Source organism: Arthrobacter sp. Leaf69 (assembly GCF_001422645.1).
In the GTDB taxonomy this organism is placed as follows: Bacteria; Actinomycetota; Actinomycetes; order Actinomycetales; family Micrococcaceae; genus Arthrobacter.
The window spans coordinates 296,249-323,230 of the sequence record NZ_LMLR01000011.1 but is presented as its reverse complement, the minus strand read 5'-3'; the positions used below and the strand labels follow the sequence as shown (position 1 = coordinate 323,230).

Sequence of the window (26,982 nt, the reverse complement as noted above, 5' to 3'; positions counted from 1 at the left end):
AGAACAATTCCGCCGGCCCTCCAGGGCTGCCGCACCCCACTGCCGGTGCGAACCTGAGGGTATCCAATTGACTTCTGTCAATGCCTGCGGGTGCTGACAAATATTTGCCCCAACGGGTGCCGGATGTGGCGGCACGTCAGGGGCAGGAGCATCGCCATATATGGATAATGACCAGGTTGTCACGGGTAACGGAGATTCTCTCGTTGCCGAAGAAGCAGTAGAAACGGCAGAGGCTGCTGTAGCCACACCGCCGAAGCGGCCGGTCCGGACCCGCCGCAAGGCCCTGCCGAAGAAGGAAGCCGCAGCGGAGGCCGCGCCGGACGCTGCAGTGCCCGCGCCGGATGCAGCTGTCGCCGCAGAGGCTCCCGCTCCCGAGGCCAAAGCCAAGGCGCCTGCGCGCCGCACCCGGGCCCGCAAGGTCGCCGAGCCGGCCGAACCCCTGCCGGCCTTCGCTGAGGACACCGCGGCCGAGGCGCCGGCCGCTGAGGCGCCGGCAGTAGCCGCCGCCGAAGCGCCCGTTGAGAAGCCGGTCCGCCGCCGCGCGAGCCGCGCCAAGGCCGCCGCCCCTGTAGCGGAGACCCCTGTAGCGGAGACGGTTGTCCCTGAAGTCGCTGTCGCTGAGGCTCCGGCTGTCGAAACCCCGGACGCGACCCTGGCAGCGGAAGCCGCCGCGCAGACTCCGGAAGCAGCAGCCGCTGCCTCTGTAGCAACAGAAGCCACAGACACACCTGCCGAAGCGCCCTCCGCCGCCGCCTCGCTGTTCCTGGAGCCGGGAGCGGTCACCTCGATGATCTTCCAGGCGCCGGACCTGAACGCCGTCGTGCGCCCGGCGCCGGCCGCCGCCGTCGCAGAGGCTGAGGAAGAAGAGACCGAGGAGGGCGACGGCGAGGACGCCGGAAGCCGCCGTCGCCGGCGCAGCCGCGGACGCCGCGGACGCAGCAGCCGTGGGTCCGACAGCGAGTCCGGTGCCGATTCCGATTCGGCTGAAGGCGACAAAGACGAAGCAGAAGAGGCAGAAGAAGGCTCCGAGGGGACGCTCGAAGACGGCGTGACCTCGCGCCGCCGTCGCCGTCGCCGCCGCGGCGACCAGGACCTCGAACTGACCGGCGGGGAAGACAACGATCCGCCCAACACCGTGACCCGGGTCCGCGCGCCCCGTGCGGCCGCCGAGGCCCCGGTCAACAACCGCGTCACGTCCCTCAAGGGTTCCACCCGGCTGGAGGCGAAGAAGCAGCGCCGCCGCGAGTCCCGCGATACCGGCCGCCGCCGCACCGTCATCACCGAGGCCGAGTTCCTGGCCCGGCGCGAATCCGTGGACCGCCAGATGATCGTCCGCCAGCGCGACGACAGAATCCAGATCGGCGTCCTCGAGGACGGCGTCCTGGCCGAGCACTTCGTGTCGAAGACCCAGCAGGATTCCCTGATCGGCAACGTGTACCTGGGCAAGGTCCAGAACGTGCTGCCGTCGATGGAAGCCGCCTTCGTCGACATCGGACGCGGCCGCAACGCCGTGCTCTACGCCGGTGAAGTCAACTGGGAATCCGTGAACCTCGAGGGCAAGCAGCGCCGGATTGAAAACGCGCTGAAGTCCGGCGACTCCGTACTGGTCCAGGTCACCAAGGATCCGGTGGGCCACAAGGGCGCCCGGCTCACCAGCCAGATCTCCCTGCCCGGCCGCTACCTCGTGTATGTTCCCGGCGGTTCCATGACCGGCATCTCCCGCAAGTTGCCCGACGTCGAACGCAACCGCCTCAAGCGGATCCTCAAGGACCGCCTGCCGGAAGATGCGGGCGTCATTGTCCGCACCGCCGCCGAGGGCGCGTCCGAGGAAGAACTCACGCATGACATCAACCGCCTCCGCGCCCAGTGGGAAGGGATCGAGGGTCAGTCGACCTCGACGAAGATCCTCGCGCCCGAGCTGCTCTACGGCGAACCCGATCTGACCATCAAGGTGGTCCGTGACGTCTTCAACGAGGACTTCTCCAAGCTGATCGTCTCCGGCGAGGAAGCCTGGGACACCATCGAGGCCTACGTCACCTACGTGGCCCCCGACCTCGTGGGCCGGCTGGAGAAGTGGACCAAGGACACGGACATCTTCGCGGCCTGGCGCATCGACGAACAGATCCACAAGGCCCTGGACCGCAAGGTCTTCCTGCCCTCTGGCGGCTCCCTCGTGATCGACCGCACCGAAGCCATGACCGTGGTGGACGTCAACACCGGCAAGTTCACCGGCAGCGGCGGCAACCTTGAGGAAACCGTCACCAAGAACAACCTTGAAGCGGCCGAGGAAGTCGTCCGGCAGCTGCGCCTGCGCGACATCGGCGGCATTATCGTCATCGACTTCATCGACATGGTGCTCGAGTCCAACCGCGACCTGGTGCTGCGCCGCATGGTGGAGTGCCTCGGCCGGGACCGGACCAAACACCAGGTGGCTGAGGTGACCTCGCTGGGCCTCGTGCAGATGACGCGCAAGCGCATGGGCACCGGTCTGCTGGAAGTCTTCGGTGAACAGTGCGAAACCTGCGCTGGCCGCGGCATCGTTACCCATGACGAGCCGGTGGAACACCGCCGCGCCAACGTGGTGGCCGCCGAGCACCACATCCCGCGGACCGAGCAGCAGCCGGCCGCGCGGACCGAACGCAAGAGCCGCCGCCGCGGCCGGGGGGGCCAGGGCACGGACGTGCAGTCCGCCCCGGCAGTTGCACACGCCGAACCCACGGAAGCTGAGCGCCACGCCAAGGCCGAGGCAACCCGGGCCGCGTTGGCGAACATCGCAGCAGCGGCGCACGCCGCCCACCTGCACGACGACGAGGCGGGCACCGCTGCCGACGCCGGGGCCCGCGAGGCAGCCGTCGAAGCCGCTGTCGAGGCAGCTGTGGACCTGGCAGCATCCGAGGAAGCAGCCGGACGCCCCGCCGCCGTGCTGACGTTCGGCGGCGAGCAGGTCGCCCTGCCCTTCGTGGAGCACGCGGACGAGGCCAGTTCGCCTGCATTAACGCTGGACCTGCTGACCGAGGCCTTCGCCCACCTGGGTGAAACCGAGGAAGCGAAGGCACCGGCAACACGTGAACCGGCAACACGTGAACCGGCAGGCCGGGCCGCGCCCGCCGCTCCGGCGCGCACCGGCGGAACCGGACCGGGGCGCGCCGCCCAGGCGCCGGGTTCGCAGACCGAGGCGGAAGCCGGGGCAGGCACGTCCCGGGCCCGCCGTGGCCGCCGCAACCGGAGCGCCAGCCGCGCCCAGGGTGCAGCGAACGAGACCTCGGTGGAACAGCGCCAGGAATCCCCGCAGGCGGCAGCCGTTTCGGTGCACGAGGCGAAGGTCCCGGCAGCGACGACGCCGGCGGCCAAACCGGCCGCCAGTGAACCGATCATCCTCGGTGTCGGCGTTCCGGCCTCGGAGCTCTAGGAATCGGGCTCTAGCACCGGAACACTTCAGCAAGGCCGCGGGTGCGGTCCGGCCGGCGTAGCAATACGCCTGGTTCGGGCCGTGCCCGCGACTTCGTTAAGGCATGCGGCTAGGCTGGATCCCTGACACGGGGTGCCGCGCATCGAGCCGGCTGAGATCCAGACCCGTTGAACCTGTCCGGCTAGTACCGGCGAAGGGATGTCTCTCGTGACCACCGCCTCATCGCTTCTTCCGCCTGTCCCTGCTCTTGCGGCGCCCCGGATCCCGCGGGTGCTGGCCATCGCCGGCTCCGACCCCTCCGGCGGCGCGGGGATCCAGGCCGACCTCAAGAGCATCGCCGCACACGGCGGCTACGGCATGGCGGCCATCACCGCCCTGACCGCCCAGAACACCCGCGGCGTCAGCGCGGTCCACGTCCCGCCGGCGGCCTTCCTGACCGCCCAGCTGGAAGCCCTCAGCCAGGACATCACCATCGACGCCGTCAAAATCGGGATGCTGGGGGACGCGTCCGTGATTGACGCAGTCCGCAGCTGGCTGGAGAAGACCCGCCCCGGCGTCGTGGTCCTGGATCCCGTGATGGTGGCGACGAGCGGCGACCGGCTGCTGCAGGAGGCGGATGAGGCGGCGCTTCAGGCGCTGCTGCCGTTCGCGGACCTGATCACACCCAACCTCGCCGAACTCGCGGTCCTGCTCGGAGAATCTGCCGCCGCGGACTGGGCCGCTGCGCTGGACCAGGGCAAGCGGCTCGCCGCCAGGACCGGCACGACGGTCCTGGTGAAGGGCGGCCACCTCGACGCCGGCAACGGCGGCAGCGGCGCCGACGCCAACGCTGGTGACGGGTGCCCCGATGCTCTGGTCAACACCGTTGGGCTCCTGGCGCAGGACGTCATCGTGGTGCCGGGGGAGCGGGTACACACCCGCAACAGCCACGGCACCGGGTGTTCGCTGTCCTCGGCGATCGCCACCGTGCAAGCCAGAAATACCGTTCAAGCGAGAAGTACTGCCCAACCCGGGAGTGCAGGGCAAGCGAGTAAGACTTTGCAGGCAGGGCCGGGGGACTGGGAGGCCGCGCTCCGCGAGGTCAAGCCCTGGCTGCGGGAGGCGCTGCGCGCCTCGGAGGCTCTCGACGTCGGAACCGGGAACGGACCGGTCCATCACTTCCACCACGTCCAGCGGCACACCCAGGACCATGGCACCATCGTGAGGGAACCGGCCGAGGGTGAGTTCGCCGTCGCGCTCCGCGAAGTGGCCGCCCCCGACCTTGAGGCGATTTACGGACTGGAGTTCATCAAGGCCCTGGCCGACGGGTCCCTGCCGGAGAAGGACTTCGCCTACTACCTCGGCCAGGACGCGCTTTACCTCAACGGCTATTCCCGTGTGCTGGCGCGCGCCGCCGCGATCTCACCCACTGAGGCGGAGCAGCTCTTCTGGGCCCGCTCCGCGCAGAACTGCCTCGAAGTGGAATCGGAGCTGCACCGGACCTGGCTGAGTACCCGCCCGGCCCAGGTAACGCCCGGACCCGTCACCAAGTCGTATGTGGACCACCTGCTGGCCGCCTCGGTGTCCGGCAGCTACGGGGTCCTGGTAGCCGCCGTGCTGCCGTGCTTCTGGCTCTATGCCGAGGTCGGGGAGTCCCTGCACGCCCAGTTCCTCGCCGCGGGAGCACCGGAGGCACATCCCTACGCCGTGTGGCTGGCCACCTACGCGGACGAGGACTTTGCCTCCGCCACCCGGCAGGCCATCGCGTACACCGACGCCGCGGCGCGGTCGGCCTCGGCGGGCGAGAGGCACGCCATGGCTCTGGCTTTCCGGCAGTCCGCCCGCTACGAGGTCGAATTCTTCGACGCGCCGCGGCTGCACGCCTGACCGTGGTGACCGGGAGGAGCCTGTACGATAGGTGGGCACGGTTCCGGAAGTCGTTGCGGCAGGCTCTGTCCATACAGAGTGGCGCCTATCACGTACCTCACTCCGGAACCAGCCTCATTTGCGGCCGAAGGCAAAATTAGCGTAGTCTAGACCTTCGGTGCTTACGCCAACACTTGGGTTATGACCTTGAGGACTCTCCGCTCGATTTCGGGTGCGATTGTCCACGGGATAGCTCATGGGTTCCCTTGGGGAATCCACCGGCGTAGAGGCACAGCGTGAGCCGGACCAAACACATTGGACCCAGGTTCCGCACGCAAATCTAGTAATAAACGTCGAGAGAAGTGAGTTCCCCAGTGGTGTACGCGATTGTCCGCGCAGGCGGCCGCCAAGAGAAGGTTTCCGTTGGAGACTTCGTTACCCTGAACCGCGTCCCCGGTGGAGCCGGCAGCACCTTTGAGTTGCCCGCACTGCTCCTGGTAGACGGTGACAAGGTTACGTCTGCAGCTTCGGACCTGGCCAAGGTAAAGGTTACGGCTGAGATCCTTGAGGACCTTCGTGGTCCCAAGATCGTCATCCAGAAGTTCAAGAACAAGACCGGCTACAAGAAGCGCCAGGGTCACCGTCAGGAATTGACCAAGGTCAAGATCACCGGTATCAAGTAACTAATCGTTACTGTTCAGGTTTTCAGCAGATTCCCCAGAATTTTAAGGCAGGCATTTCCAAATGGCACATAAAAAAGGCGCGAGCTCCACTCGCAACGGTCGTGACTCGAACGCCCAGTACCTCGGCGTCAAGCGCTTCGGCGGCCAGGTAGTTTCCGCAGGCGAGATCATCGTCCGCCAGCGTGGCACCCACTTCCACCCGGGCGCCGGCGTAGGCCGTGGCGGCGACGACACCCTGTTCGCTCTGACCCCCGGCGCTGTCGAGTTCGGCACCCGCCGTGGTCGTCGCGTTGTGAACATTGTGGCTGCTGCAGCTGCAGAGTAACAACAAGTCTTAAATCGGTGGGGCGGGCCATTAGGTCCGCTCCACCGGTGTTTTAACCGCATTACAATCATCTTGGGCGTCTTCGGACCCCGAGGAACAGCACTGAGGAGATCCACGTGGCTAGCTTTGTAGACCGGGTAGTACTGCACGTATCCGGCGGTACCGGCGGCCACGGTTGTGTCTCCGTCCACCGCGAGAAGTTCAAGCCGCTGGGCGGCCCCGACGGCGGCAACGGCGGCAACGGCGGCGACGTCATCCTGCGCGTGGACCCCCAGACCACCACTCTGCTGGACTACCACCACGCCCCTCACCGGCACGCCACCAACGGCGGCCCCGGAATGGGCGACTGGCGGGCCGGCAAACACGGCGAAACCCTGATCCTTCCGGTCCCGATTGGCACCGTGGTCAAGTCCAAGTCCGGCGAAGTCCTCGCGGACCTCGTGAGCGAAGGCGCAGAATACGTTGCCGCAGCCGGCGGCATCGGCGGACTCGGCAACGCCTCGCTGTCCTCGCAGAAGCGCCGCGCCCCCGGCTTCGCGCTGCTCGGCATCGAAGGCGAATCCAGCGACGTTGTCCTGGAACTGAAATCCATCGCCGACATCGCCCTGGTGGGCTACCCGTCCGCCGGCAAATCCAGCCTGATTGCGGCCATGTCCGCCGCGCGGCCCAAGATCGCCGACTACCCCTTCACCACCCTGATCCCGAACCTGGGTGTGGTCCAGGCGGGCGAGGTGCGCTTCACCATCGCCGACGTCCCGGGCCTCATCGAAGGCGCCAGCGAAGGCAAGGGCCTCGGCCACCACTTCCTGCGCCACGTTGAGCGCTGCGCCGCGCTCGTCCACGTCCTGGACTGCGGCACCCTCGAATCTGACCGGGACCCGCTCTCCGACCTCGCGGTCATCGAAGCGGAGCTGGAAAAGTACGCGGTGGACATGAGCTACGCGGGTTCCGACGGCGAAGTGGTTCCGCTGAACCACCGCCCCCGCCTGGTCGCCCTCAACAAGGTGGACCTGCCCGACGGCAAGGACATGGCCGAATTCGTCCGCCCCGAGCTCGAATCCCGCGGCTACAAGGTCTTCGAGATCTCGGCCACCAGCCACGAAGGCCTCCGCCAGCTCGGCTTTGCCATGGCCGAAATCGTGCAGGCCGCCCGCGACGCCGTCGCCGCGGCCCCGCCGAAGGTGCAGGCCCCGGTCCTCAAGCCCCGCGCCGTCAACGAATCCGGCTTCAAGATCCGCCGCGAAGAGAAGAACCTTGAGCCGCTCTTCCGCGTCCTCGGCGACAAGCCCGTGCGCTGGGTCAAGCAGACGGACTTCACCAACGAGGAAGCCATCGGCTACCTCGCCGACCGCCTGGCCAAGCTCGGCGTCGAAAACGAGCTCTTCAAGCAGGGCGCCAAGCCCGGCGACATGGTGGTCATCGGCGAGGACGACGGCGTCGTCTTCGACTGGGAGCCCACCATGATGGCCGGCGCCGAACTGCTGGCCGCGCCCCGCGGCACCGACGTGCGCTTCGCCGACATCGGCGACCGCCCCACCCGCGGACAGAAGCGCGACGAGCAGATCGAACGCCGCGAGGCCAAGGCCGCCGCCCGCGCCGAACTCGAAGCCGAGCGCAAGGCCGGCATCTGGACCGAGTCCGTCAGCGGACGCCGGGCCGCCAAGCCGCTCAAGGAGAGTGGACTGGGCGCAACCGATGACGAGTAAAGCCGTCACTGACCGGGCCGGGGCGCTCACCCCGCGCCAGGCGTCGGACGCCGCCGCATCGGACGCATCCGCGCCCGACCGCTCCGTGCTGTCCGGGGCGCGCCGGATCGTGGTCAAGGTCGGATCCTCGTCACTGACGTCCATCAGGGGCGGCATTTCGGAAGAGGCCCTGACCGAGCTCGCCGACGCCCTGGCACACAAACGCAACGCCGGCACCGAGATCATCCTGGTGTCCTCCGGTGCGATCGCCGCCGGGCTGGCCCCGCTCGGGCTCGCGAAGCGCCCGCGCGACCTCGCCACCCAGCAGGCCGCCGCGAGTGTGGGCCAAGGCCTGCTGATGGCCCGCTACACACACGCCTTCGGCGCCCACGGGGTCACCGTCAGCCAGGTGCTGCTCACCGCCGAAGACTTCATGCGGCGCAGCCAGCACACCAACGCCTTGCGTGCCCTTGACCGGCTGCTGAACCTCGGCGTCGTGCCTGTGGTCAACGAAAACGACACCGTCGCCACCCACGAGATCAGGTTCGGCGACAACGACCGGCTCGCGGCCCTCGTGGCCCACCTGGTCCGCGCTGACGCGCTCGTGCTGCTCTCCGACGTCGACTCCCTCTACGACGGCCCTCCCGCGCACGGCGCACAACGGATCCCGCATGTGGCGGGTCCGCAGGACCTCGACGGCGTGACCATCGGGCGGACCGGCAAAGCCGGGACCGGCACCGGCGGAATGGTCACCAAGGTCGAGGCGGCCACCATCGCCGCCGGTTCGGGCATCCCCGCACTGGTCACCTCCACCGGCAACGCCGCGGCCGCGCTGGCGGGCAAGGACGTGGGAACCTGGTTCTCCGTCAACGGCTCCCGCAAACCCGTCCGCCTCCTCTGGCTGGCGCACCTCGCGTCCGTGGAAGGCACCCTCGTGCTCGACGACGGCGCCGTCAGGGCCGTGCGCGACCGCCGCACCTCGCTGCTGCCGGCCGGTATTTCCGCCGTGCACGGACACTTCGAGGCCGGCGACGCCGTCGAGATGGTCTCGCAGGACGGCACGGTGATCGCCCGTGGCCTGGTGAATTACGGCGCTGCGGAACTCCCGCAGATGCTGGGCCGCTCCACAAAGGAACTCGGCAGCAGCCTCGGCCGCGGATATGACCGGGTTGTTGTTCATGTTGACGATCTGGTGCTGGTCTAACCTCCCTGCTCGCCTAAACTGGAACCATGACTGAGGCCCTGACCCCCCGCTCTGCCCTGCTCGCCGAGAAGCTGTTCGCCGAAGGTCTGCTCCCCGCGGACGGCCCGGCGGAAGGCAGCACGGAGCCCCGCGCGGCAACCTCGCCGGATGTCCCCGGCGCCCGCGAAGAAATCGACGTCGAGGCAGCCGTCCACGCCATCGCCGACCGCTCGCGCCACGCCGGCCGCAGGATGGCCCGCGCCAACCGGGCCTGGAAGGACCGCGGACTCCGCGCCATCGCCGCCGCGCTGCTGGAGCGGAAGGCCGGAATCCTCGCCGCCAACGCCAAGGACGTTGCGGCCGGCAAAGCCAACGGCACGTCCGCGGCGATGCTGGACCGTCTCACCCTCACGGAGGCCCGCATCCAGGGCCTCGCCGCCGCGCTGGAAAACCTCGCCAACCTGCCGGATCCCGTGGGCAACGTGGTCCGTGGCCAGACCCTGCCCAACGGGCTGCGGCTGCGCCAGGTCAACGTGCCCATGGGTGTCGTTGCTGCCATTTACGAGGCCCGGCCCAACGTCACCGTGGATATCGCCGGGCTGGGACTGAAGAGCGGCAATGCCGTCATCCTGCGCGGCGGCACCGCCGCCGCCGCCACCAACGCCGCCCTGGTGACGGTGCTGCGGGACGCCCTCGATTCGGTGGGCCTTCCCGCCGACGCCGTGCAGAGCGTCGACCAGTACGGCCGCGAAGGCGCCAACGCCCTGATGCGCGCCCGCGGACGGGTCGACGTCCTGATTCCCCGCGGCGGCCGCGAACTGATCCAGTCCGTCGTGACCAACGCCAAGGTTCCCGTGATCGAGACCGGCGAAGGCAACGTGCACATCTTCCTGGACGCCTCCGCGAACGAGGAAATGGCCGTGGAGATCCTGGTGAACGCCAAGACCCAGCGGCCCAGTGTCTGCAACACCGTGGAAACCCTGCTGGTCCACTCCGGCTCAACCGTGCTGCCCGCCGTCGCGGCCGCCCTGCGCGCCAAGGGCGTCACGCTTCACACCGACGAACGGATCCGGGCCGCGCTGCCGGCGTCAGTCGACTCCGTCCCCGCCACCGATGAGGACTGGGCCACGGAATACATGGACCTGGACCTCGCCGTAGCGATGGTGGACAGCCTGGACGAGGCCGTCAAGCACATCCGCACGTGGTCCACCGGCCACACCGAAGCGATCCTCACCAATGACCTCGGCAACGCCGAGCGCTTCATCGCCGAGGTCGATTCCGCCGCCGTGATCGTGAACGCCTCCACCCGCTTCACCGACGGCGGCGAACTGGGACTCGGTGCCGAGGTGGGCATTTCCACCCAGAAGCTGCACGCCCGAGGCCCGATGGGACTGACGGAACTGACCACCACCAAGTGGATCGTCCAGGGTGAGGGCCAGATCAGGGCCTAGCAACGCTGTAACATGGAACAGAAGTCCGGAACGGCGGGGGTATCCGCCGTCGTCAAATTTTGAACTCACTAGGGGAGAACATGCTGTCGCAGCAGATCGCCACCATCATCGCCGCCGCAGGCGAATCAGGCCACGAGGAACTGGCGCCGCTGATTGCACCGCCGTTCGTCATCGGCGGCGTCATGTTTGCGGTCCTGATGATCATGCTCTTTATCACGCTGTCCTACTCCAACCTGGGTAGGCGCCACGAAGTTGTCGAGGAGCACGCGGATCCGCACCGCCAGCACCCGAACAAGCACGATCACGGCCAAGGGCACTAATATTTCCGCCACCGTGAAGCAGCGCGGCGCCAAGCGCCGCCTGCGTCTGGGTGTGATGGGTGGCACGTTTGACCCGATCCATCACGGCCACCTTGTCGCGGCCAGCGAGGTCGCGGCCAAGTTCGACTTGGACGAAGTGGTCTTCGTGCCCACGGGGCAGCCGTGGCAGAAGATGAACAAGTTGGTCAGCGAGGCCGAGCACCGCTACCTCATGACCGTGATCGCCACGGCCTCAAACCCCCGCTTCACCGTCAGCAGGGTTGACGTGGACCGGCCGGGGCCGACCTACACGATCGATACCCTCCGGGACCTGCACACGCTGCGCCCCGACGCGGACCTGTTCTTCATCACCGGAGCCGACGCCCTGGCCCAGATCCTGTCGTGGAAGGATATCGACGAACTGTGGTCTCTGGCGCACTTCGTCGGCGTCACCCGGCCCGGCCACGTCCTGGACGGGATGGGCCGCAAGGACGTCAGCCTTCTCGAGGTTCCCGCCATGGCGATCTCCTCGACCGACTGCCGCACCCGGGTGGCCGCCGGGAACCCCGTCTGGTACCTCGTGCCCGACGGCGTGGTCCAGTACATCGCCAAGTACGGACTGTACGGGGGAGATCCGGAGACCGGAGACACCTCCGCCGGCAATGGCGCCGCACGCTATGACCGAAGCACCGAGATAGCCCAACCCGCCAGCACCGAATGAGTTTGCAATGAGTCAGGAACAGCCACCAATCCGCAGCCGTCGCGAACTGCGACAGGCCAGAGATGAACGCCTGGAAGCGAACCAGGAGGCCGGCACCCCGGGTGCCGCCGCGGTTCCCCCTGCCTCAAATGTTCCAGCCTCGAAGGAGCCCGCGCCGACGGCTCCTGATTCCGGAGACCCGCGGCCAGCCGACGTTGTAGACCCCGGAGAGCCCACCGAGGCCGAGATCACCGGCCGCCGCCGCATTCCGGGCCCCGCCGACACAGTACGCAGCACCACCGGCTCCGAACGGTCCTCCCAGGTCCGCGCCCGGGACCGGGCCACGCTGCGCACCATCAAGGAACTGGCCGAAAAAGAAGGCAACCTTGCCGGGGGCGGACCGCCCACCCGGCGCCAGCTGCGGCTGATGCAACTGGCGGCGGAAACAGCCCCGGCCACTTCCGCCAACATGATTGTGCCGGCTTCTCCGCGCACGCGGTCCACGCCGGTTGTTACCCAGCCCGGGGCAGCCGGGGGAGCCCGTCCCGGTGTTGAGTCCGTTCCCGCCGGCGGTGGCCCCGACGGCGGCGCCGGACCCACCGGCGGTCAGGGTCCCGAGGGAATGACCGTGGAGCAGGCCCTGGCCGCACGCGAACTTCTGGCCCAGCAGGCCCAGAACCAGCTGGCCAAAATGGAGCACATCAACGCCACGGACCCCGACGCCGTCGATCCGGCCGTTCTGGCGGAGCAGATCGCCCTCGCCGAGCGGGCCGCCGTGCTGAACCGCCGCGCCGCCGCCAAACAGAAACTGGCCGAGCAGAACAACAAGCCGGAGCCCGTGCGGAACGATCCCACCACGGCCAACAACCTGGCCATGGTCACACCCCTGGAGTTTGTCCAGGTCCCCGGCGTGGAGCGGCCCGTCATGAAGCGCCCTGCCACGACGCATGTTCCCGTCGCCACCAACCCGGGACCCCGGGTCGAGCAGCCCCGGAAGTCCGGCAACCGCCGTCCGGCGTCGTCCCGCCAGCAGACTGCGACATCCGCAAGCAGCCGCGGCGGGGTGCTGGCCCGCGCCGAGGCGGCCGCCAAGGCCGCCTCCGCGCCCCAGGCCACGTCGACGCCGGCGGGAAATCCGGCCGCGGTCCAGCCGGAGGAGGACTTCACCGGCAGGATGCCCGTCGCCGCGAATGCCGCCAACGGGCTCGAACCCCTGGACGCCGCTACCGCCGGCCTCGGCCGGGCGCGCCGGCTCCGCCTCGTGCAACTGGTCGTGCTGATTCTCGGCGTGATGGCCCTGATCGCCGGCATCACCCTCATTGTTACCGGCCTATCCGGCTAGGCAACTACCGTTCCAGGCTCTGCTGTCCTGGCAGCCGGCCGCTCCACTCATTTTCACAACACAAGCTTTTCGCCCAACAACTTTTCACCCAACAAGGAGTCCCGTGACTGCAACAGAATCATCCATCGCCACAGCCCGCCACGCCGCCCGAGCCGCCGCGGAGAAACTGGCCGAGGACATCATCGCAATGGACGTCAGCGAACGGCTGGCCCTGGCCGACATCTTCCTGATTGCCTCGGCACCGTCCGAGCGCCAGGTCAACGCCATTGTGGACGGCATCGAAGACGAACTTTCCAAGTTCGAGCTCAAGCCGATCCGCCGTGAAGGACGTTCCGGCGGCCGCTGGGTCCTGCTGGACTACGGCGACATTGTCATTCACGTCCAGCACGAGGAAGACCGTGTGTTCTACGCCTTGGAGCGTCTCTGGAAGGACTGCCCGGTCGTGGACCTGCAGCTCGGGGACGACGCGTCCGCGAAGGCAGCAGCAGCATCCGAATCGGAGTAGCAGCAGGGCGGGAAAATCGGAATATGCCCGATTTGGAATTTTCCGAAAGGCTGTTCTAAGATATTTGAGTTGCTTCGGAGAGATCCGGACAAAGAGCCGGAGCCGAAAGCGCAAGCTGACGGAGTCGGAGCAACGAAAATTCGGGGCTGTGGCGCAGCTGGTAGCGCACCTGCATGGCATGCAGGGGGTCAGGGGTTCGAGTCCCCTCAGCTCCACCGGATAACCCGCCGGAATCGAAAGATTCCGGCGGGTTTTTTTGTGCGGATTTGCGGGCTATTGAGGTGAGCGGCCAATCTCAAACACACATTTTGCCGCCAACCTGGGTGTGCGTGCAGGTTTTGCGGGCATGTGCCGACGCGCGGGCAGATCAGGGCGGATCGGCGTCGCGCATTCGCCCTGAGCTGCCCGCGCACTGGCGACGGCGCCGGTGACTGCCGGCAGCTACCTTCGTTCCGGGCCAGCGTTGCGTCGACCCGGAAAATGCTGCCAGCAGCGTCCTCCACCCCGACCCAGCGTTGCCTCGACCCGGAAAGTGACGCTCTGCCGGAACATTTGCCACGGGAGGGCGTGCCGATTCGCGTGAACCGGAAATGTGGTTTAAGATAAACAGGTTGCTTCAGGGAAAACAGTCCTTAGTCGGAAAGTTTCCCCAGCAAGTTCGGGGCTGTGGCGCAGCTGGTAGCGCACCTGCATGGCATGCAGGGGGTCAGGGGTTCGAGTCCCCTCAGCTCCACCGAAGAGGTCCTGCTCATTGAGCAGGGCCTCCTTTGTTTTGCCGGGTTCGTGACTATCCGGTGCCCGTGTTTTGTTGGTGCCAGTTTTCGTCGGGCGGGCTGCCCGTCGACCTGGTCACTTGCCGGTTTGGCGGGCTTTCCGGGACTGCCGCCACTCCTTCCAGGCGCCCGTGGACCACAGGGCCCACACCACCAAGAGCGGCTGGAACAGCAGCCGGATTCCGCGGCTCTGGTCCGAATTGAGGCCGAACGAATCGGTGCCCGTGGCGAACTGCGAAATGTTGCCCGGGAAGACTGCCACAAAGAACGCCGCAACAACCCAGCCCAGCGCCGTCCGCCTCCGCCTGAGCAGCAACAGGGCCGCGCCCAGGGCGATCTCCACGAGTCCGGAAGCGACCACGATGAAGTCCCGGTCCAGCGGCAGCCACGGCGGCACCTGCGCGTAAAACGCCTCCCGGCTCCAGCCCAGATGGCTGACGCCGGCCAGGATGAGGAACCCGCCCAGCAGCAGCCGGCCGGCGGTACGCCAGCCCGGGACCAGCCTGGCATCACCGTTACGGGACCGGGCAGGACCGGTTGGTTGGGCCGGACCGGTTTCCTGGGCCGGACCTTCGGATTGATCTGGACTGTCGGCCATAAGGCGCCGCCTTCACGTGGGGTGAGAGCAGCTTAGCAATGCGGCCCCGCTGCCCCTCCGCCCTCCCGCTCGACTAACATTGGGGGCGTGAATGAGACGTTGCCCCCGTGCCCCGAATGCTCCAGCGAGTACACCTACGAGATGGGGGCGCTCCTGGTCTGTCCGGAGTGCGCGCATGAGTGGTCGGCCGCCGTCGAGCAGGAGCCCGGTGACCAGGAAGCGAAGCCGATCAAGGACGCCGTCGGCAATATCCTCGCCGACGGGGACACCGTCACGGTGGTCAAAGACCTCAAGATCAAGGGCAGTTCCACTGTCATCAAGGTGGGCACCAAGGTCCGCGGGATCCGGCTGGTGAACGGCGTCGGCGACCACGACATTGACTGCAAGGTGGACGGCGTCGGTCCCATGCAGCTGAAATCCAGCGTGGTCAAGAAGATCTGACCAGCATGTCCGCAGGGATGGACGGCCGGGTCCGGTCCGCCGACGTCGTGGTGATCGGCGCGGGCCAGGCCGGGCTCTCCGCCGCTTACCACCTGCACCGCCGGGGCTTTCTCCCGGCCGGAACCGCACTGGAGGCCCGGAATCCTGCCGGGCCGGTGAGGAGCTACATCGTCCTCGACGCCGAGGACGGCCCCGGCGGGGCGTGGCGCCACCGCTGGAAGAGCCTCCTCATGGCCACCGTGAACGGCATCAGCGACCTGCCCGGTATCCCGCAGCCGGCCGTCGACCCGGAAGAAGCCAGCTCGAGCTTCCTGGCCCGCTACTTCGGGGGCTACGAACAGCAACTGGGGCTGGCCATCGAACGGCCGGTCAAAGTCCGGTCCGTCGCGGCGGAGGACCACGACGCCGGCGGGCGGCTAAGGATCGCCACGTCAGGCGGCGACTGGTCGGCCCGCGCCGTCATCAACGCGACCGGCACCTGGTCCAGGCCGTTCTGGCCGATCTACCCGGGCCGGGCGTCCTTCCGCGGACGGCAGCTGCACGTTGCGGACTACGTCTCGGCGGAGGAGTTCCGCGGCCGGCATGTGGTGGTGGTGGGCGGGGGCATCTCCGCCGTCGGGCTGCTGGACGAGATTTCCCAGGTCACCACCACCAGCTGGTTCACCCGCCGGGAGCCGGTCTGGCGGGACGCCGCGTTCGACCGGCAGGCCGGGCACGACGCCGTCGCCCTCGTCGAGGAGCGCGTGCGGCAGGGTCTGCCGCCGCAAAGCGTCGTCGCCGTCACGGGCTTGATCTGGACTCCTGCCCTGCGCGCGGCTGCCGCCCGGGGTGTGTTGGAGCGCCACCCCATGTTCGCCGGCATCGAGCCCGGGGGAGTGCGGATGGCGGACGGGAGCTTCCTGGCCGCCGATGTCATCCTCTGGGCCACCGGATTCCGGGCCGAGCTTGAGCACCTCGCCCCGCTGCACCTGCGCGGCCCCGGCGGCGGGATCGCCATGGACGGCACCCGGGTGGCCGCCGAACCGCGGGTCCATCTGATCGGCTATGGGCCGTCCTCATCCACGATCGGCGCCAACCGGGCCGGGCGGGCCGCAGTGGCGGGCATCCTGCGTTTATTCGAGGAGCAGGATAAGTTTGCAGGGAACTTCAACCTCCGGGCCTGAACACCCCGACTCACACCTGACTCACAAAAGGCGGCAGCTCGCGCGTGGCGGACAACACTCTTGATTCCCTCTTCTCCCGGATGGGCAGGTTCCCGGACGTGGAGGCGCCCAACCTGCAGGCCTGGGACGCCACGGACAAACTCCTTCTGGACACCGCCGTGGACGTGCTCGCTGCCGGAGCCCTCCACCCCGGCAGCCGGCTCGCCGTTGTGGGGGACCGGTACGGGGCGCTGACCCTCGGCGCCCTCACGCTCGGCGCCTTCAACCCCGACGCCGCCAACCCCGACGCTAACTCTGACGCCGCCAACCCCGACGCCGCCGGCAGCGGGGCCCGTCCCGTCCGCGTGCATCAGGACCTCATCACCGGTGAGCGGGCCCTCCGGCACAACGCCGCGAAGCTGGGCATCACCGGCGGCTTTGAACAGCACCCGCTGGGGCCAGGGCTCCTGTCGGGGGCCAAGGTGGTGCTCCTCCAGCTGCCCAAATCCCTCGCGGAACTGGACGAGATTGCCGACGCCGTCGCCCGCCACGCCGACCCCGGCGTCGTACTCCTGGCCGGCGGCCGGGTCAAGCACATGAGCCTGGGCATGAACGCCGTGCTGGAGCGTCACTTCAGCGAGGTCCAGCCCCAGCACGCCCGGCAGAAATCCCGCATCCTGCTGGCCCGCGGACCTAAGCCCACCACGGGCGCCCCGCCGTTCCCCGTCACCGAAGTCAACACCGAGCTGGGACTGACCGTGTGTGCGCGGGGCGCCGTGTTCGCCGGCACCGGCCTGGATATCGGCACCCGGTTCCTGCTGGAGTTCCTGCCCCGGATGCCGCAGGCACGGCACGCCATCGATCTGGGCTGCGGCACCGGAATCCTCGCCGCCATGTACGCCCGCAGCAACCCCGGCTCCCGGGTCACGGCCACCGACCAGTCCGCCGCCGCCGTCGACTCGGCCAGGGCGACGGCGGAAGCCAACGGCCTCGCCGGTCAGATTGTGGCACTCCAGGACGACGCCATGGGTTCGCTGCCGGATGCCAGCGCCGATTTGATCCTGCTCAACCCGCCGTTCCACGTCGGAGCGGCGGTTCATGCCGGGGCCGGCGTCAAGCTGATCGAGGCTGCCGGGCGGGTCCTCGCACCGGGCGGGGAGCTTTGGACGGTGTTCAACAGCCATCTCCACTACCAGCCCGCGCTGCAGCGGCTGATCGGTCCCACCCGGGAAGTTGGCCGGAATCCGAAATTCACGGTGACCGCCAGCACCCGAAAATCTTCCGGTGTATGAAGCGGGCGTGTGGGCGGTCACACCCGCGTAACGTACGATTCTGAAATAAGCAGTGCGTGGCCAAAGACGTTTAGGGGTTATCAGTGACTGAGATCCGCCAGCCCTCACCGAGGCGCGGAACCAACTTGCCCCGCATGGGGGACTTTAACCTCACGGTAATCCTCGATGCCATCCGGCGTTCCCCGGCCGGTCTCAGCCGGGTGGAGCTGGCCCAGATCGTCGGGCTGTCCCCGCAGACGATTTCCAATATCTCCCGCCGGCTGCTGGACCAGGACCTGATCTACGAGGCAGGCAAGGAAGGCACCGGACCGGGCAAGCCCCGGACCATGCTCAGGCTCAAGTCGTCCGGCATGTACGCCGTGGGAGTCCACCTGGACCCGGCAGTGACCACGTTCGTGGTGCTGGACCTGGTGGGGGCCGTGGTGAAGCATTCGCGGATCAAGACCCCCGGCGGCAACCACCCCGGGGCCGTCATTGACACCATCGCCGCCGAAATCAAGCTGCTCATTGCGGATTCCGGCGTTGACCCATCCAAGATCGCCGGCCTGGGCATCGCCTCGCCCGGTCCGATCGACCTTGAGGAGGGCACGGTTGTGGACCCTCCGCTCCTGCTGGGCTGGGACCGGGTGCCGCTCCGCGACGCCCTGTCCGCGGCCACCGGGCTGTCCACCATCGTGGACAAGGACGTGACCAGTGCCGCCGTGGCCGAGACCTGGGCCGGCGGCCCCAGCGGCGCCGGCAGCTTCGTCTTTATGTATATGGGCACCGGAATCGGCTGCGGGATCGTACTGAACGACGAGGTGGTGCGCGGCACCTCGGGAAACGCCGGCGAGATCGGGCACATCATCGTCGACCCCGACGGGGCGCCCTGCGACTGCGGGATGCGCGGCTGCGTCAAGTCCACCAGCATTCCCCAGGTGCTGGTGGCCCGCGCCGTCGAAGCCGGGGTCCTGGACGGCCCCCTCGAAGCCGTGACCGGCCCCGCCATCCAGGAGAGCTTCGCCGCGCTGTGCGCCGCCGCCGCGGCCGGCGACCCCAAGGCGGAGGAGATCATCGACCACTCCGCCGTCCTGGTGGCCCGTGCCGTCTCGACCATCACCAATGCTCTGGACGTGGACCGTGTGGTGTTCGGCGGGCCCTTCTGGACCTGCCTTTCGCAGCGCTATCTGGAACGTGTCCCGGCGCTGGTCCGGGAAGGCAGCGCCACCCGGAAGATCCACGAGATCGAGGTGGTCGGCACCGGCGTCGGCGAGGATGTCGGCGCGATCGGCGCCGCCTGCCTCGTGCTGGAGCACACGCTGGCACCCCGCTCGCAGCGCCTCCTGCTGGAGGGCTAGGGCCGCCGGAGGCTAACGCCTGCCAGGGCCAGGGGCAATGGCGTCAGTCGATGTCCTCGACGACGGTGCCGAAGGGGATCGATTCGTCCACGTGTGCCTGGTGGCCGGTGGGGCCGTGGTTGTAGGACACCTTGACTCCGTGTGCCTTGTCCGCCGCCGACTGCATCAGAATGGGCCGGACCGTGTTAATGAAACTCTCGCTCTTGCCGGCGAGGTACTCCTGGTAGCTGGCTGGAAGCTGGATCATGGCAAAAGAATAGTCCTGCGCGGGCACAAAGGGGAGGGCTTCCCGTCCCCGGAATTCCGGGTTCCAAGCGGGCAGTGCCCCTACGCGGAACCGGCCTTGCGGCGAACAATATTCTGTCCGAACATGAAATATGCCGTAAAGGTGCGTCTTAATTCGGGAACCGACTTGATCCGCTTCCCGGGCGGCCCGTAGAGTCTTATCCAAGTTACCTCAGTAACGTGTCAGCGATCCTCCGCTCACGGCCAGCCCCACGGCGGCCCAGGAGGGTGTGGGTGCCCCCATGTGGGCCTGACATTTGCTCACGGACAACTTCGTATCAGGCGTAACAGTCGCGGCTGCGTCCTGCCGGAGTTTGCTCCGTGTTCCCCAAACTCAACTCACCGACAGCACCCGTATTCCGGGCCAAGCCGTCAGTGCTCACAGCCAAGGACGCAAATGTCTCCCCCTAGCCTTATTGACACCCACCCAAACCTGGCCGGCACGGCCCCCGTCGCCTTGTCCTATGAGCTCTTCCCGCCGCGGTCGCCCGCGGCGGCGGAATCGCTCTGGACCACCATCGGCGAACTGGAAAGCACGGACCCGGACTACGTCTCCGTGACCTACGGCGCCAGCGGCTCCAACCGGGACACCGCCGTCGAGCTCATCAACCGCCTCGTCCAGGAAACCACCCTGCGGCCGCTGGCACACCTGACCTGCGTGGGGAACTCGCCGCAGGAGCTCGCCGAGATCATCGGCGAACTGCTCGACGTCGGCGTGCGCGGCATCCTGGCCCTGCGCGGTGACCAGCCCAAGGACGGCGGCGTTCCGCCCGAGGGGTCCCTGCGCTACGCCCAGGACCTGATCGAGCTCATCCGCCGCGTCGAACAGCGCCGCTCCGCGCTGCTCTGCGCCGGCAAGGTGGCCGTCGGCGTCGCCGCGTACCCCACCCGGCACCCGGAGTCCCCGAGTGAGGCGCACGACGTCGAGGTGCTGCTGGCCAAGCAGCGCTCCGGCGCCGACTTCGCCATCACCCAGGTCTTCTTCCACACCGAGCAGTACGCGGACCTCCTGACCCGGGCCCGCCGTGCCGGCGTCACCATCCCGATCATCCCGGGCGTTATGCCGCTGACCAGCATCCGCCGGCTCACTCGCCTCGGCGAGCTGACCGGCGTCGAACCGGCCCCGGAACTGATCGACCGGCTGGCCGCCGCCGATACCGACGCCGAACGCACCCGGATCGGGGTCGGCGCCACCGTGGACCTGGCCAACGCGGCACTGGACGCCGGAGCCCCCGGTCTGCACCTCTACACCTTCAACGAACACTCGGCTGCGCTCGACGTGCTGGACAAACTCGCCCTGGCCCGTCCTCAACGAGGCAACCGGCACGGTGGCAACCGGCACAGTAGCCACCGCCCCACGGCCGGCCGCCGCCAGCTCGCCAGCTAACCTCACCACCAACATTTAGGACTTCCCATGACTGAAAAGAACACGCTCAACCCCACTCCGTTCCCGGCTGCCTCGATCCTGGGCTACCCGCGCATCGGCCGCCGCCGCGAACTCAAGAAGGCCGTGGAGGCCTACTGGGCCGGCAAGATCGACGCCACCGCCCTGGACGCCGCCGCCAAAGAGATCCAGCTCGGCACCGCCAAGCGCCTCCAGGGCCTGGGCCTCACCGAAGCCGCCGCCGTTCCCGGCACCTTCTCGTACTACGACCAGGTGCTCGACGCCGCCGCCCACCTCGGCGCCGTGCCGGCACGCTTCGGCAACCTCCTGGACGCCGACGGCCAGCTCGACATCGACGGCTACTTCACTCTGGCCCGTGGCAACAAGGACCAGCAGCCGCTGGAAATGACCAAGTGGTTCGACACCAACTACCACTACCTCGTCCCGGAAATCGGCCCGGAGACCACCTTCGCGCTGACTTCCAACCGGATCGTCGAGGAATTCGAATACGCCCTCGCCAACGGCGTCGAGACCCGCCCGTACATCGTTGGCCCGGTCACCTTCCTCCTGCTGAGCAAGGCCTCCGATGACGCCCCTGCCGGCTTCAGCCCGCTGTCCCGCCTCGAGGACGTCCTCCCCGTCTACACCGCACTGCTGGAGAAGCTTGCCGCCGCTGGCGCCGGCTGGGTCCAGCTCGACGAGCCCGCCCTCGTGGTGGACCAGGACACCCCGGCCGGGGAAATCCAGGCCGCCGTCGCCCGCTCCTACGAGGTCCTCGCCGCCGCCGCTAAGCGCCCGCAGCTGTTCGTCTCCACCCCGTACGGCGCGCTCAACGGCCAGCTGGGCACCCTCGCCGCCACCGGCATCGACGCCCTGCACCTGGACGTTTTCAAGGGCGAGGTTCCCTCCGCCGCCGGTCTGGCCGCACTGGGTAACACGACCCTGGTTGCCGGCGTCGTGGACGGCCACAACATCTGGCGCAATGACCTCGCCGCCTCCGCGGCCAAGATCGCCGAGCTGAAGAAATCCGTGGCCAAGCTCGCCATCAGCACCTCCACCTCCACCCAGCACGTCCCGCACGACGTCGACGAGGAGGTCCAGCTCTCCGCTCAGCTGCGCAGCTGGCTCGCGTTCGCCGACCAGAAGGCCGCCGAGGTTGTCACCCTCGCGGGCCTGCTGACCGACGAGGCAGCAGTCCAGCCCGCCATCGACGAGGCCACCCGCATCATCGCCTCCCGCGCCGCCGCCGACGGCGTCCGCCGGGCCGACGTCCGGAACCGCACCGCCGCCCTGACCGGCGCCGACTTCAGCCGCTCCGACTACGGGGTCCGCGAGGCCGCACAGACCGAGGCCCTGCACCTGCCGCCGCTGCCCACCACCACCATCGGCTCCTTCCCGCAGACCGGCGAGATCCGCACTGCCCGGGCCCGCGCCAACAAGGGCGAACTCGGCACTGAACAGTACGAGCAGCTCATGAAGGACGAGATCAAGCGCGTCGTGGAGCTGCAGGAAGAGCTCGGCTTCGACGTCCTGGTCCACGGCGAGCCGGAGCGCAATGACATGGTCCAGTACTTCGCCGAGAACCTCGAAGGCTTCGACGTCACGGTGCACGGCTGGGTCCAGTCCTACGGATCCCGCTGCACCCGCCCGTCCATCCTGTGGGGCGACGTCACCCGCAGCGCCCCGATCACGGTGGAGTGGGCCCGGTACGCGCAGTCCCTGACCACTAAGCCGATGAAGGGCATGCTCACCGGACCGGTCACGATCCTCGCTTGGTCCTTCGTCCGCGATGACCAGCCGCTGGGCGAGACCGCCAACCAGGTGGCCCTGGCCCTCCGCGACGAAATCGCCGACCTCGAAGCCGCCGGCATCCAGGTCATCCAGGTGGACGAGCCCGCCCTGCGCGAGCTCCTGCCGCTGCGCAAGGCCGACCAGGCCGCGTACCTGGACTGGTCCGTGAAGTCCTTCCGGCTCGCCACCGCCGGCGCTGCGGACGCCACCCAGGTCCACACGCACCTGTGCTACTCGGAGTTCGGCGCCATCATCGACGCGATCGACGGCCTCGACGCCGACGTCACCTCGATCGAGGCCGCCCGCTCCCGCATGGAGGTAGTCCACGACCTGGAATCCCACGGCTTCGGCCGCGGCGTGGGCCCGGGCGTCTACGACATCCACTCGCCGCGCGTCCCGGGCGAGCAGGAAGTCACCGAACTGCTCAGCACCGCCGTCAAGCACGTCCCGTCCCGCCAGCTCTGGGTCAACCCGGACTGCGGCCTGAAGACCCGCGGCTACGCCGAGACCGAAGAGTCCCTGCGCAACCTCGTCACGGCTACCAGGACGGTCCGCGCCGAATTGCTGGAAGCCGCCAAGTAGCAAGAACCGGCGGCCGGGGGGAGCGGAAATCCTCTGAGTGGTTGAGCCTGTCGAAACCCCGGTGTCGACAGGCTCAACCACTGGGGCGGGTGGGGACATGTCCTCAGACGTCCGCGCCTGCCCGCTCTTTCAATCGCCAGGCGCTGATAAGCAGCCAAACGGTCCAGACCACGGTGAGGAATATCCCGAACAGCGTCGGCACCGCGTTCGCGGTTGCGAATCCTTCGGCTCCAATGATCCATCCTTGCGCCAGATACGACACGCCGGATAGCCCCATAAGGATGCCGATTGTGCGGGAGACCCGGCGTGTGGCCACGATGACCACGCTGGAAATAATCAGGGCGCTTCCGAACAGGAAGCTGTGGTAACTGCGCATTCCCCACTCCAGCCAGCGGATTCCTTCCGCGCTGACAAAGCGCATTGCCTTCTCCGGCCCTGCAGCGGACGCCCAGGCATTCACGGCGTGCTTCAGGGCGACGCCGTCCACGGCCTGGAGCGCGCCATAGAGCGCAATGGAAACAGCCGCCGAGAGGGCGCCGAAACGGGCTGTCAGGGCCAGTGCACCGTGCGGCACATTCAGGGCGCCCAGCAGGGCAATCATTCCGCCGGCGAACAGGGCCATGCCTACGAACTGGCCCAGGTGCACCGCGGTCCAGATGTCGCTATGGGCATACTCGGTGAAGGAGGCAACGTGGTCGTTGGCGCTGGCCGCATCGGCATGAAACAAGCCGGCCAGCAGTGAAATCACGACGCCGCCAAAGATCAGCATCGCGGCAGTACGCAAATACCCTCTGTCCACCGTGCGCGATCCGGATCCCTCAAGGGGCACCGAACGCGTGGTGCCGCTGTCTCCTGTTTGGATATCGTCCATGGTGGCCGCCTTTGGTCGGCGCAGAGAAATAAGCCGGGGTCAGGATTCCCAGAGGATCTCGTCGTCCACGACGCCGTCCTCGTCCGCGGAGGCCACCAGCACCTCGTCGGTGAAGTGCGAGCCGAGGGTGAAGTCCAGGACGAAATAGCGTTCCGGCTGGCCGGGGAAGATGCCCACGTGGCCCAGCTTCAGCGCCTTGAGGAACACGGCGTCTGTGAGCTGGCTCTTATCCTCGACGCCGAACACGGTCCTCAGGTGCTCGTCCTTGATCGCGTTGCAGTGGAAGTGCCGGTACTCCTGGGGGCTGGTGCCGTCCTGCTCCAGTTCCTCGGCGATCATTTCCCGGACCTGGTCCACGAGTTCGGGCAGGAAGCGCAGCCGGTAGTCAACTTTGTGCATCGCCGCTTCGTCGAAGTGGTCATGCGCATTGACATTCAGGTCAAGCTCCACGATCTGGCCCGCCAGTTCATGCTTGGCGGTGAGGTTGTGGTCCCTCCCGTGGTTGAGCTCGACCTCTCCGAAGTGCTTGCTCGCTACCTTGTTCATATCTTCAACATAGTCCTCAAAACCGGCCCGTTCCAGCATTCGCAAGGTTTTATCCGGTACCGCACCCGGCCGGGCGCCCGCTGCCGGTACATTGGGCGGATGCAAACCGTTGCCCCCGCCGTAGCCCGCGCCCGTGAACTTTACGACAGCGGAGTGACCCGTCCCTTGGCCTGGCGGCTGGAGCAGCTCGGCAGCCTCCGCCGGATGCTGGCCGAGCGCCGCACCGAGTTCGCCGAAGCGCTGGGCGCCGACCTGGGCAAGCACGCCACCGAGTCCCTGCTGACGGAAATCGGCTTTGTCACGGCCGAAGCCGCGCACCTGGAAAAGAACCTTGAGGCCTGGCTGCGGCCGCGTCCGGTCGCAGTGCCGCTCGCCGTCCAGCCGGCCAAGGCGTGGACCGAGCTGACCCCGCTGGGAGTAGTGCTGGTGATCGGCCCATGGAACTATCCGCTGCAGTTGCTGCTCGCCCCGCTGGCCGGTGCCCTCGCAGCCGGCAACACCGTGGTGCTCAAGCCGAGCGAACACGCCCCCGCCACCTCGGCAGCCCTGGCGCGGTGGATTCCGGAGTACCTGGCCGGCGCGGCCGAGGTGGTCCAGGGCGGCATCCCGGAAACCACCGCACTGCTGGGCATGCCCGTTGACCACATCTTCTTCACCGGCGGGGAAACCGCTGCCAAGGCGGTGCTGCGCGCGGCGGCGGAGAACCTGACGCCGGTGACCCTGGAACTGGGCGGCAAATCCCCGGCCTACGTGGACGCCTCCACCGACCTGGCCAGGGCCGCCAAGCGGCTCGCATGGGGCCGGTTCATGAACGCCGGCCAGACCTGCGTGGCGCCCGACTACATCCTGGCCACCGAAGCCGTGCTGGTGCCGCTGGAGCGCGAGCTGGTCAAGGCGATCGGCGCGCTCTTCGGTCCGGACTCCGCCCGCAGCGGGTCCTACGGCAGGATCGTCAACGACCGCCACTTCGAACGGATTGCCGCCCTCGCCGACGGCAGCACTGTGGTCCACGGCGGCGAACGGGACGCCGCGAGCCGCCACTTCGCCCCGACCCTGCTCCGGCCCGCCCCCGGGGACACGGTCATGGGGGAGGAGATCTTCGGGCCGCTGCTGCCGCTGGTGCCGGTCGCCGGCCGAGATGAGGCCATCCGGATGATCAACGACGGCGCCAAGCCGCTGGCGTTGTACGTGTTCAGCAACGACGCCGGCACGCGCCGGGCCTTCTCGGAACGCACCTCCTCGGGGGCGCTGTGCTTCGACGTCCCGGCCGCGCATCTGATGGTCCCGGGCCTGCCCTTCGGCGGGGTCGGCGGCAGCGGCATGGGCGCCTACCACGGGGAGCACTCGCTGCGGACGTTCTCGCACGAACGGGCCACCCTGGCCAAGCCGCAACGGCCGGACACTCTGGAACTGATCTACCCGCCCTACAGCCCCGCCAAACACCGGATCATCAGCGCCCTCGCCGGGATGGGCACGGGACTGCGCAAGCGGCTCCGTAGGCGGTGAGCCACCGCTGCCTCAGCCCTTGCGGGCGATTGCCTGTTTAAGGGTGGAGGAGTTGAAGGTGTCGGCCAGCAGTTCGACGAACAGCTGGACCTGCGCCGTCTGTTTTTCATTGATCAGCAGGGCAAAGACGTTGCGTGCCAGCCGGATTTCGGGAACATCCAGCACCACCACGCCGGCCGGCCGGTGCAGCAGGGCCAGCTCGGGAACCAGTGCGGCGCCCAGCCCCGCCGCCGCCATCTCGAGGCTGGCATGGAAGTCATCGCTGTAGGCGACCACCCGCGGGTGGAGGTTGCAGCTGGCGAAGAGCCGCTCGATCACGGTGGCGTCACTGGTGCCGGGGTGGTGCACAATCCACGGCATGTCGGAGAGGTGGTCCGCCGCCACCTTCGACTCCGTGCCGATGCCCCAGGCCGCCGGCAGCACGACCCGGAAGTCGTCGTCGCCGATCCATTGCCGGTTGACGGTGTGCGGCCACGCGAGCCCTGACTGCCCCACCTGGTACACGAGGGCGACGTCGAGCTCGCCGCCGGTGCGCAGGCCCTGGATCGTCTGGGCGGGCTCCGCCACGGACACCCGCAGGTCAATCCCGAGTTTCTTCCAGGCCGGGTTTTCCAGGAGCCGCGGCAGCACATAGGTGGCCAGGCTGGGGAAGATGCCCAGCCGGAGTTCCTGCCGGGCGGGATCCCCGGTGCGGGAGGCCGCCGCCATCAGCGCCTCGATGTCCGTGAGGACCTTGGCCGCGTGCCGGGTCATGACCAGGGCCGCCTCGGTGGGCTGGATGCTGCGGGCCGAACGCTGGAAAAGTTCGACGCCGGTGTCCCGTTCCAGCGCCGACATCTGCTGGGAAACCGCCGACGCCGTGTAGCCGAGCCGCGTGGCGGCCGCCGCGAAAGACCCGAGCCTCGTCACTTCGACGAGGGTCCGCAGATGGACGGGGTTGATCAATGGTTTGCCCTTCGCGTGTTCCGGTGAGGCGGGACCGCAATCCCGCTTCATTCTGGCACATT

The 26,982-nt window shown here is 68.0% G+C and carries 23 protein-coding genes, 2 tRNA genes and 1 riboswitch; of the genes, 20 read left to right on the top strand and 5 right to left on the bottom strand.

Annotated elements, in window-relative coordinates:
* The first annotated feature begins 160 nt into the window (after positions 1–160).
* From ASE96_RS10945 to ASE96_RS10885, 13 genes are all read left to right on the top strand, one after another.
* The gene (locus tag ASE96_RS10945; RefSeq protein WP_056429806.1) at positions 161–3,409 is read left to right on the top strand and encodes an Rne/Rng family ribonuclease; all 3,249 of its coding nucleotides are present in this window, start codon (positions 161–163) and stop codon (positions 3,407–3,409) included.
* Between the two features lie 118 nt (positions 3,410–3,527).
* Positions 3,528–3,625, top strand: a riboswitch (TPP riboswitch).
* On the top strand, positions 3,608–5,275 hold the full coding sequence (locus ASE96_RS10940; protein WP_056429804.1) for a bifunctional hydroxymethylpyrimidine kinase/phosphomethylpyrimidine kinase: 1,668 nt from the start codon (positions 3,608–3,610) through the stop codon (positions 5,273–5,275). Its footprint overlaps the riboswitch before it by 18 nt.
* A gap of 353 nt (positions 5,276–5,628) precedes the next feature.
* Complete coding sequence (rplU, locus tag ASE96_RS10935; protein WP_024368343.1) at positions 5,629–5,937, top strand: 50S ribosomal protein L21; 309 nt, start codon at positions 5,629–5,631, stop codon at positions 5,935–5,937.
* Positions 5,938–5,998: 61 nt separating this feature from the next.
* Positions 5,999–6,262, top strand: coding sequence for a 50S ribosomal protein L27 (gene rpmA / locus ASE96_RS18835; protein WP_009372867.1), 264 nt, complete (start codon positions 5,999–6,001; stop codon positions 6,260–6,262).
* A gap of 116 nt (positions 6,263–6,378) precedes the next feature.
* Positions 6,379–7,968 carry a GTPase ObgE gene (obgE, locus tag ASE96_RS10925; RefSeq protein WP_056429798.1) on the top strand — a complete coding sequence of 530 codons (1,590 nt, stop codon included), beginning with the start codon at positions 6,379–6,381 and terminating at the stop codon, positions 7,966–7,968.
* The gene (proB, locus tag ASE96_RS10920) at positions 7,958–9,151 is read left to right on the top strand and encodes a glutamate 5-kinase (RefSeq protein WP_082492685.1); all 1,194 of its coding nucleotides are present in this window, start codon (positions 7,958–7,960) and stop codon (positions 9,149–9,151) included. The genes obgE and proB overlap by 11 nt, the downstream gene beginning before the upstream one ends.
* 26 nt (positions 9,152–9,177) lie before the next feature.
* A complete protein-coding gene (locus ASE96_RS10915; RefSeq protein WP_056429797.1) occupies positions 9,178–10,581 on the top strand; it encodes a glutamate-5-semialdehyde dehydrogenase in 1,404 nt (467 codons plus the stop codon).
* A gap of 80 nt (positions 10,582–10,661) precedes the next feature.
* Positions 10,662–10,901: a hypothetical protein gene (locus ASE96_RS10910; protein WP_056429796.1), complete on the top strand. Its 240-nt coding sequence runs from the start codon at positions 10,662–10,664 to the stop codon at positions 10,899–10,901.
* A gap of 55 nt (positions 10,902–10,956) precedes the next feature.
* A complete protein-coding gene (nadD, locus tag ASE96_RS10905; protein ID WP_056430062.1) occupies positions 10,957–11,601 on the top strand; it encodes a nicotinate-nucleotide adenylyltransferase in 645 nt (214 codons plus the stop codon).
* A gap of 7 nt (positions 11,602–11,608) precedes the next feature.
* Positions 11,609–12,922 (top strand): hypothetical protein, encoded by a 1,314-nt coding sequence (locus ASE96_RS10900; protein ID WP_056429795.1) that lies wholly within the window; start codon positions 11,609–11,611, stop codon positions 12,920–12,922.
* Positions 12,923–13,025: 103 nt separating this feature from the next.
* Positions 13,026–13,427 carry a ribosome silencing factor gene (gene rsfS / locus ASE96_RS10895; protein ID WP_056429794.1) on the top strand — a complete coding sequence of 134 codons (402 nt, stop codon included), beginning with the start codon at positions 13,026–13,028 and terminating at the stop codon, positions 13,425–13,427.
* 142 nt (positions 13,428–13,569) lie between these two features.
* A tRNA-Ala gene (locus ASE96_RS10890) sits at positions 13,570–13,642 on the top strand.
* Positions 13,643–14,087: 445 nt separating this feature from the next.
* A tRNA-Ala gene (locus ASE96_RS10885) sits at positions 14,088–14,160 on the top strand.
* A gap of 116 nt (positions 14,161–14,276) precedes the next feature.
* Here ASE96_RS10885 and ASE96_RS10880 read toward each other — a convergent pair.
* Positions 14,277–14,798, bottom strand: coding sequence for a DoxX family protein (locus ASE96_RS10880; RefSeq protein WP_156367568.1), 522 nt, complete (start codon positions 14,796–14,798; stop codon positions 14,277–14,279).
* Between the two features lie 87 nt (positions 14,799–14,885).
* Here ASE96_RS10880 and ASE96_RS10875 point away from each other — a divergent pair, with 87 nt between their 5' ends.
* The 4 genes from ASE96_RS10875 (at position 14,886) to ASE96_RS10860 (ending at position 19,010) form a co-directional block, all read left to right on the top strand.
* Entirely contained in the window at positions 14,886–15,239 is a 354-nt protein-coding gene (locus tag ASE96_RS10875; RefSeq protein WP_056429792.1) for a zinc ribbon domain-containing protein YjdM, read from the top strand.
* A gap of 5 nt (positions 15,240–15,244) precedes the next feature.
* Positions 15,245–16,402: an NAD(P)-binding domain-containing protein gene (locus ASE96_RS10870; RefSeq protein WP_056429789.1), complete on the top strand. Its 1,158-nt coding sequence runs from the start codon at positions 15,245–15,247 to the stop codon at positions 16,400–16,402.
* Between the two features lie 44 nt (positions 16,403–16,446).
* Positions 16,447–17,673, top strand: a complete 1,227-nt coding sequence (locus ASE96_RS10865) for a class I SAM-dependent methyltransferase (protein WP_056429787.1) — start codon at positions 16,447–16,449, stop codon at positions 17,671–17,673.
* Between the two features lie 134 nt (positions 17,674–17,807).
* The gene (locus ASE96_RS10860) at positions 17,808–19,010 is read left to right on the top strand and encodes an ROK family transcriptional regulator (protein WP_056429785.1); all 1,203 of its coding nucleotides are present in this window, start codon (positions 17,808–17,810) and stop codon (positions 19,008–19,010) included.
* Between the two features lie 43 nt (positions 19,011–19,053).
* Here the strand turns inward: ASE96_RS10860 and ASE96_RS10855 are convergent, their stop codons facing one another.
* Positions 19,054–19,257 carry a hypothetical protein gene (locus ASE96_RS10855; RefSeq protein WP_056430054.1) on the bottom strand — a complete coding sequence of 68 codons (204 nt, stop codon included), beginning with the start codon at positions 19,255–19,257 and terminating at the stop codon, positions 19,054–19,056.
* A 435-nt stretch (positions 19,258–19,692) separates the two neighbouring features.
* On the opposite strand from ASE96_RS10855, the gene ASE96_RS10850 reads away from it, so the two are divergent.
* Positions 19,693–20,682, top strand: a complete 990-nt coding sequence (locus ASE96_RS10850; RefSeq protein WP_056429784.1) for a methylenetetrahydrofolate reductase — start codon at positions 19,693–19,695, stop codon at positions 20,680–20,682.
* Between the two features lie 27 nt (positions 20,683–20,709).
* Positions 20,710–23,052 (top strand): 5-methyltetrahydropteroyltriglutamate--homocysteine S-methyltransferase, encoded by a 2,343-nt coding sequence (metE, locus tag ASE96_RS10845; protein WP_056429782.1) that lies wholly within the window; start codon positions 20,710–20,712, stop codon positions 23,050–23,052.
* Positions 23,053–23,155: 103 nt separating this feature from the next.
* On the opposite strand, the gene ASE96_RS10840 is transcribed toward metE, so the two are convergent.
* Positions 23,156–23,923, bottom strand: a complete 768-nt coding sequence (locus ASE96_RS10840) for a hypothetical protein (RefSeq protein ID WP_235500212.1) — start codon at positions 23,921–23,923, stop codon at positions 23,156–23,158.
* A 39-nt stretch (positions 23,924–23,962) separates the two neighbouring features.
* Positions 23,963–24,469 (bottom strand): DUF2004 domain-containing protein, encoded by a 507-nt coding sequence (locus ASE96_RS10835; RefSeq protein WP_056430052.1) that lies wholly within the window; start codon positions 24,467–24,469, stop codon positions 23,963–23,965.
* Between the two features lie 99 nt (positions 24,470–24,568).
* Between ASE96_RS10835 and ASE96_RS10830 the strand changes: the two genes are divergently transcribed.
* Positions 24,569–25,975, top strand: a complete 1,407-nt coding sequence (locus ASE96_RS10830; protein WP_056429777.1) for an aldehyde dehydrogenase family protein — start codon at positions 24,569–24,571, stop codon at positions 25,973–25,975.
* Between the two features lie 12 nt (positions 25,976–25,987).
* Here ASE96_RS10830 and ASE96_RS10825 read toward each other — a convergent pair whose 3' ends face one another.
* Positions 25,988–26,920 carry a LysR family transcriptional regulator gene (locus tag ASE96_RS10825; protein ID WP_056429775.1) on the bottom strand — a complete coding sequence of 311 codons (933 nt, stop codon included), beginning with the start codon at positions 26,918–26,920 and terminating at the stop codon, positions 25,988–25,990.
* Between the last annotated feature and the right edge of the window lie 62 nt (positions 26,921–26,982).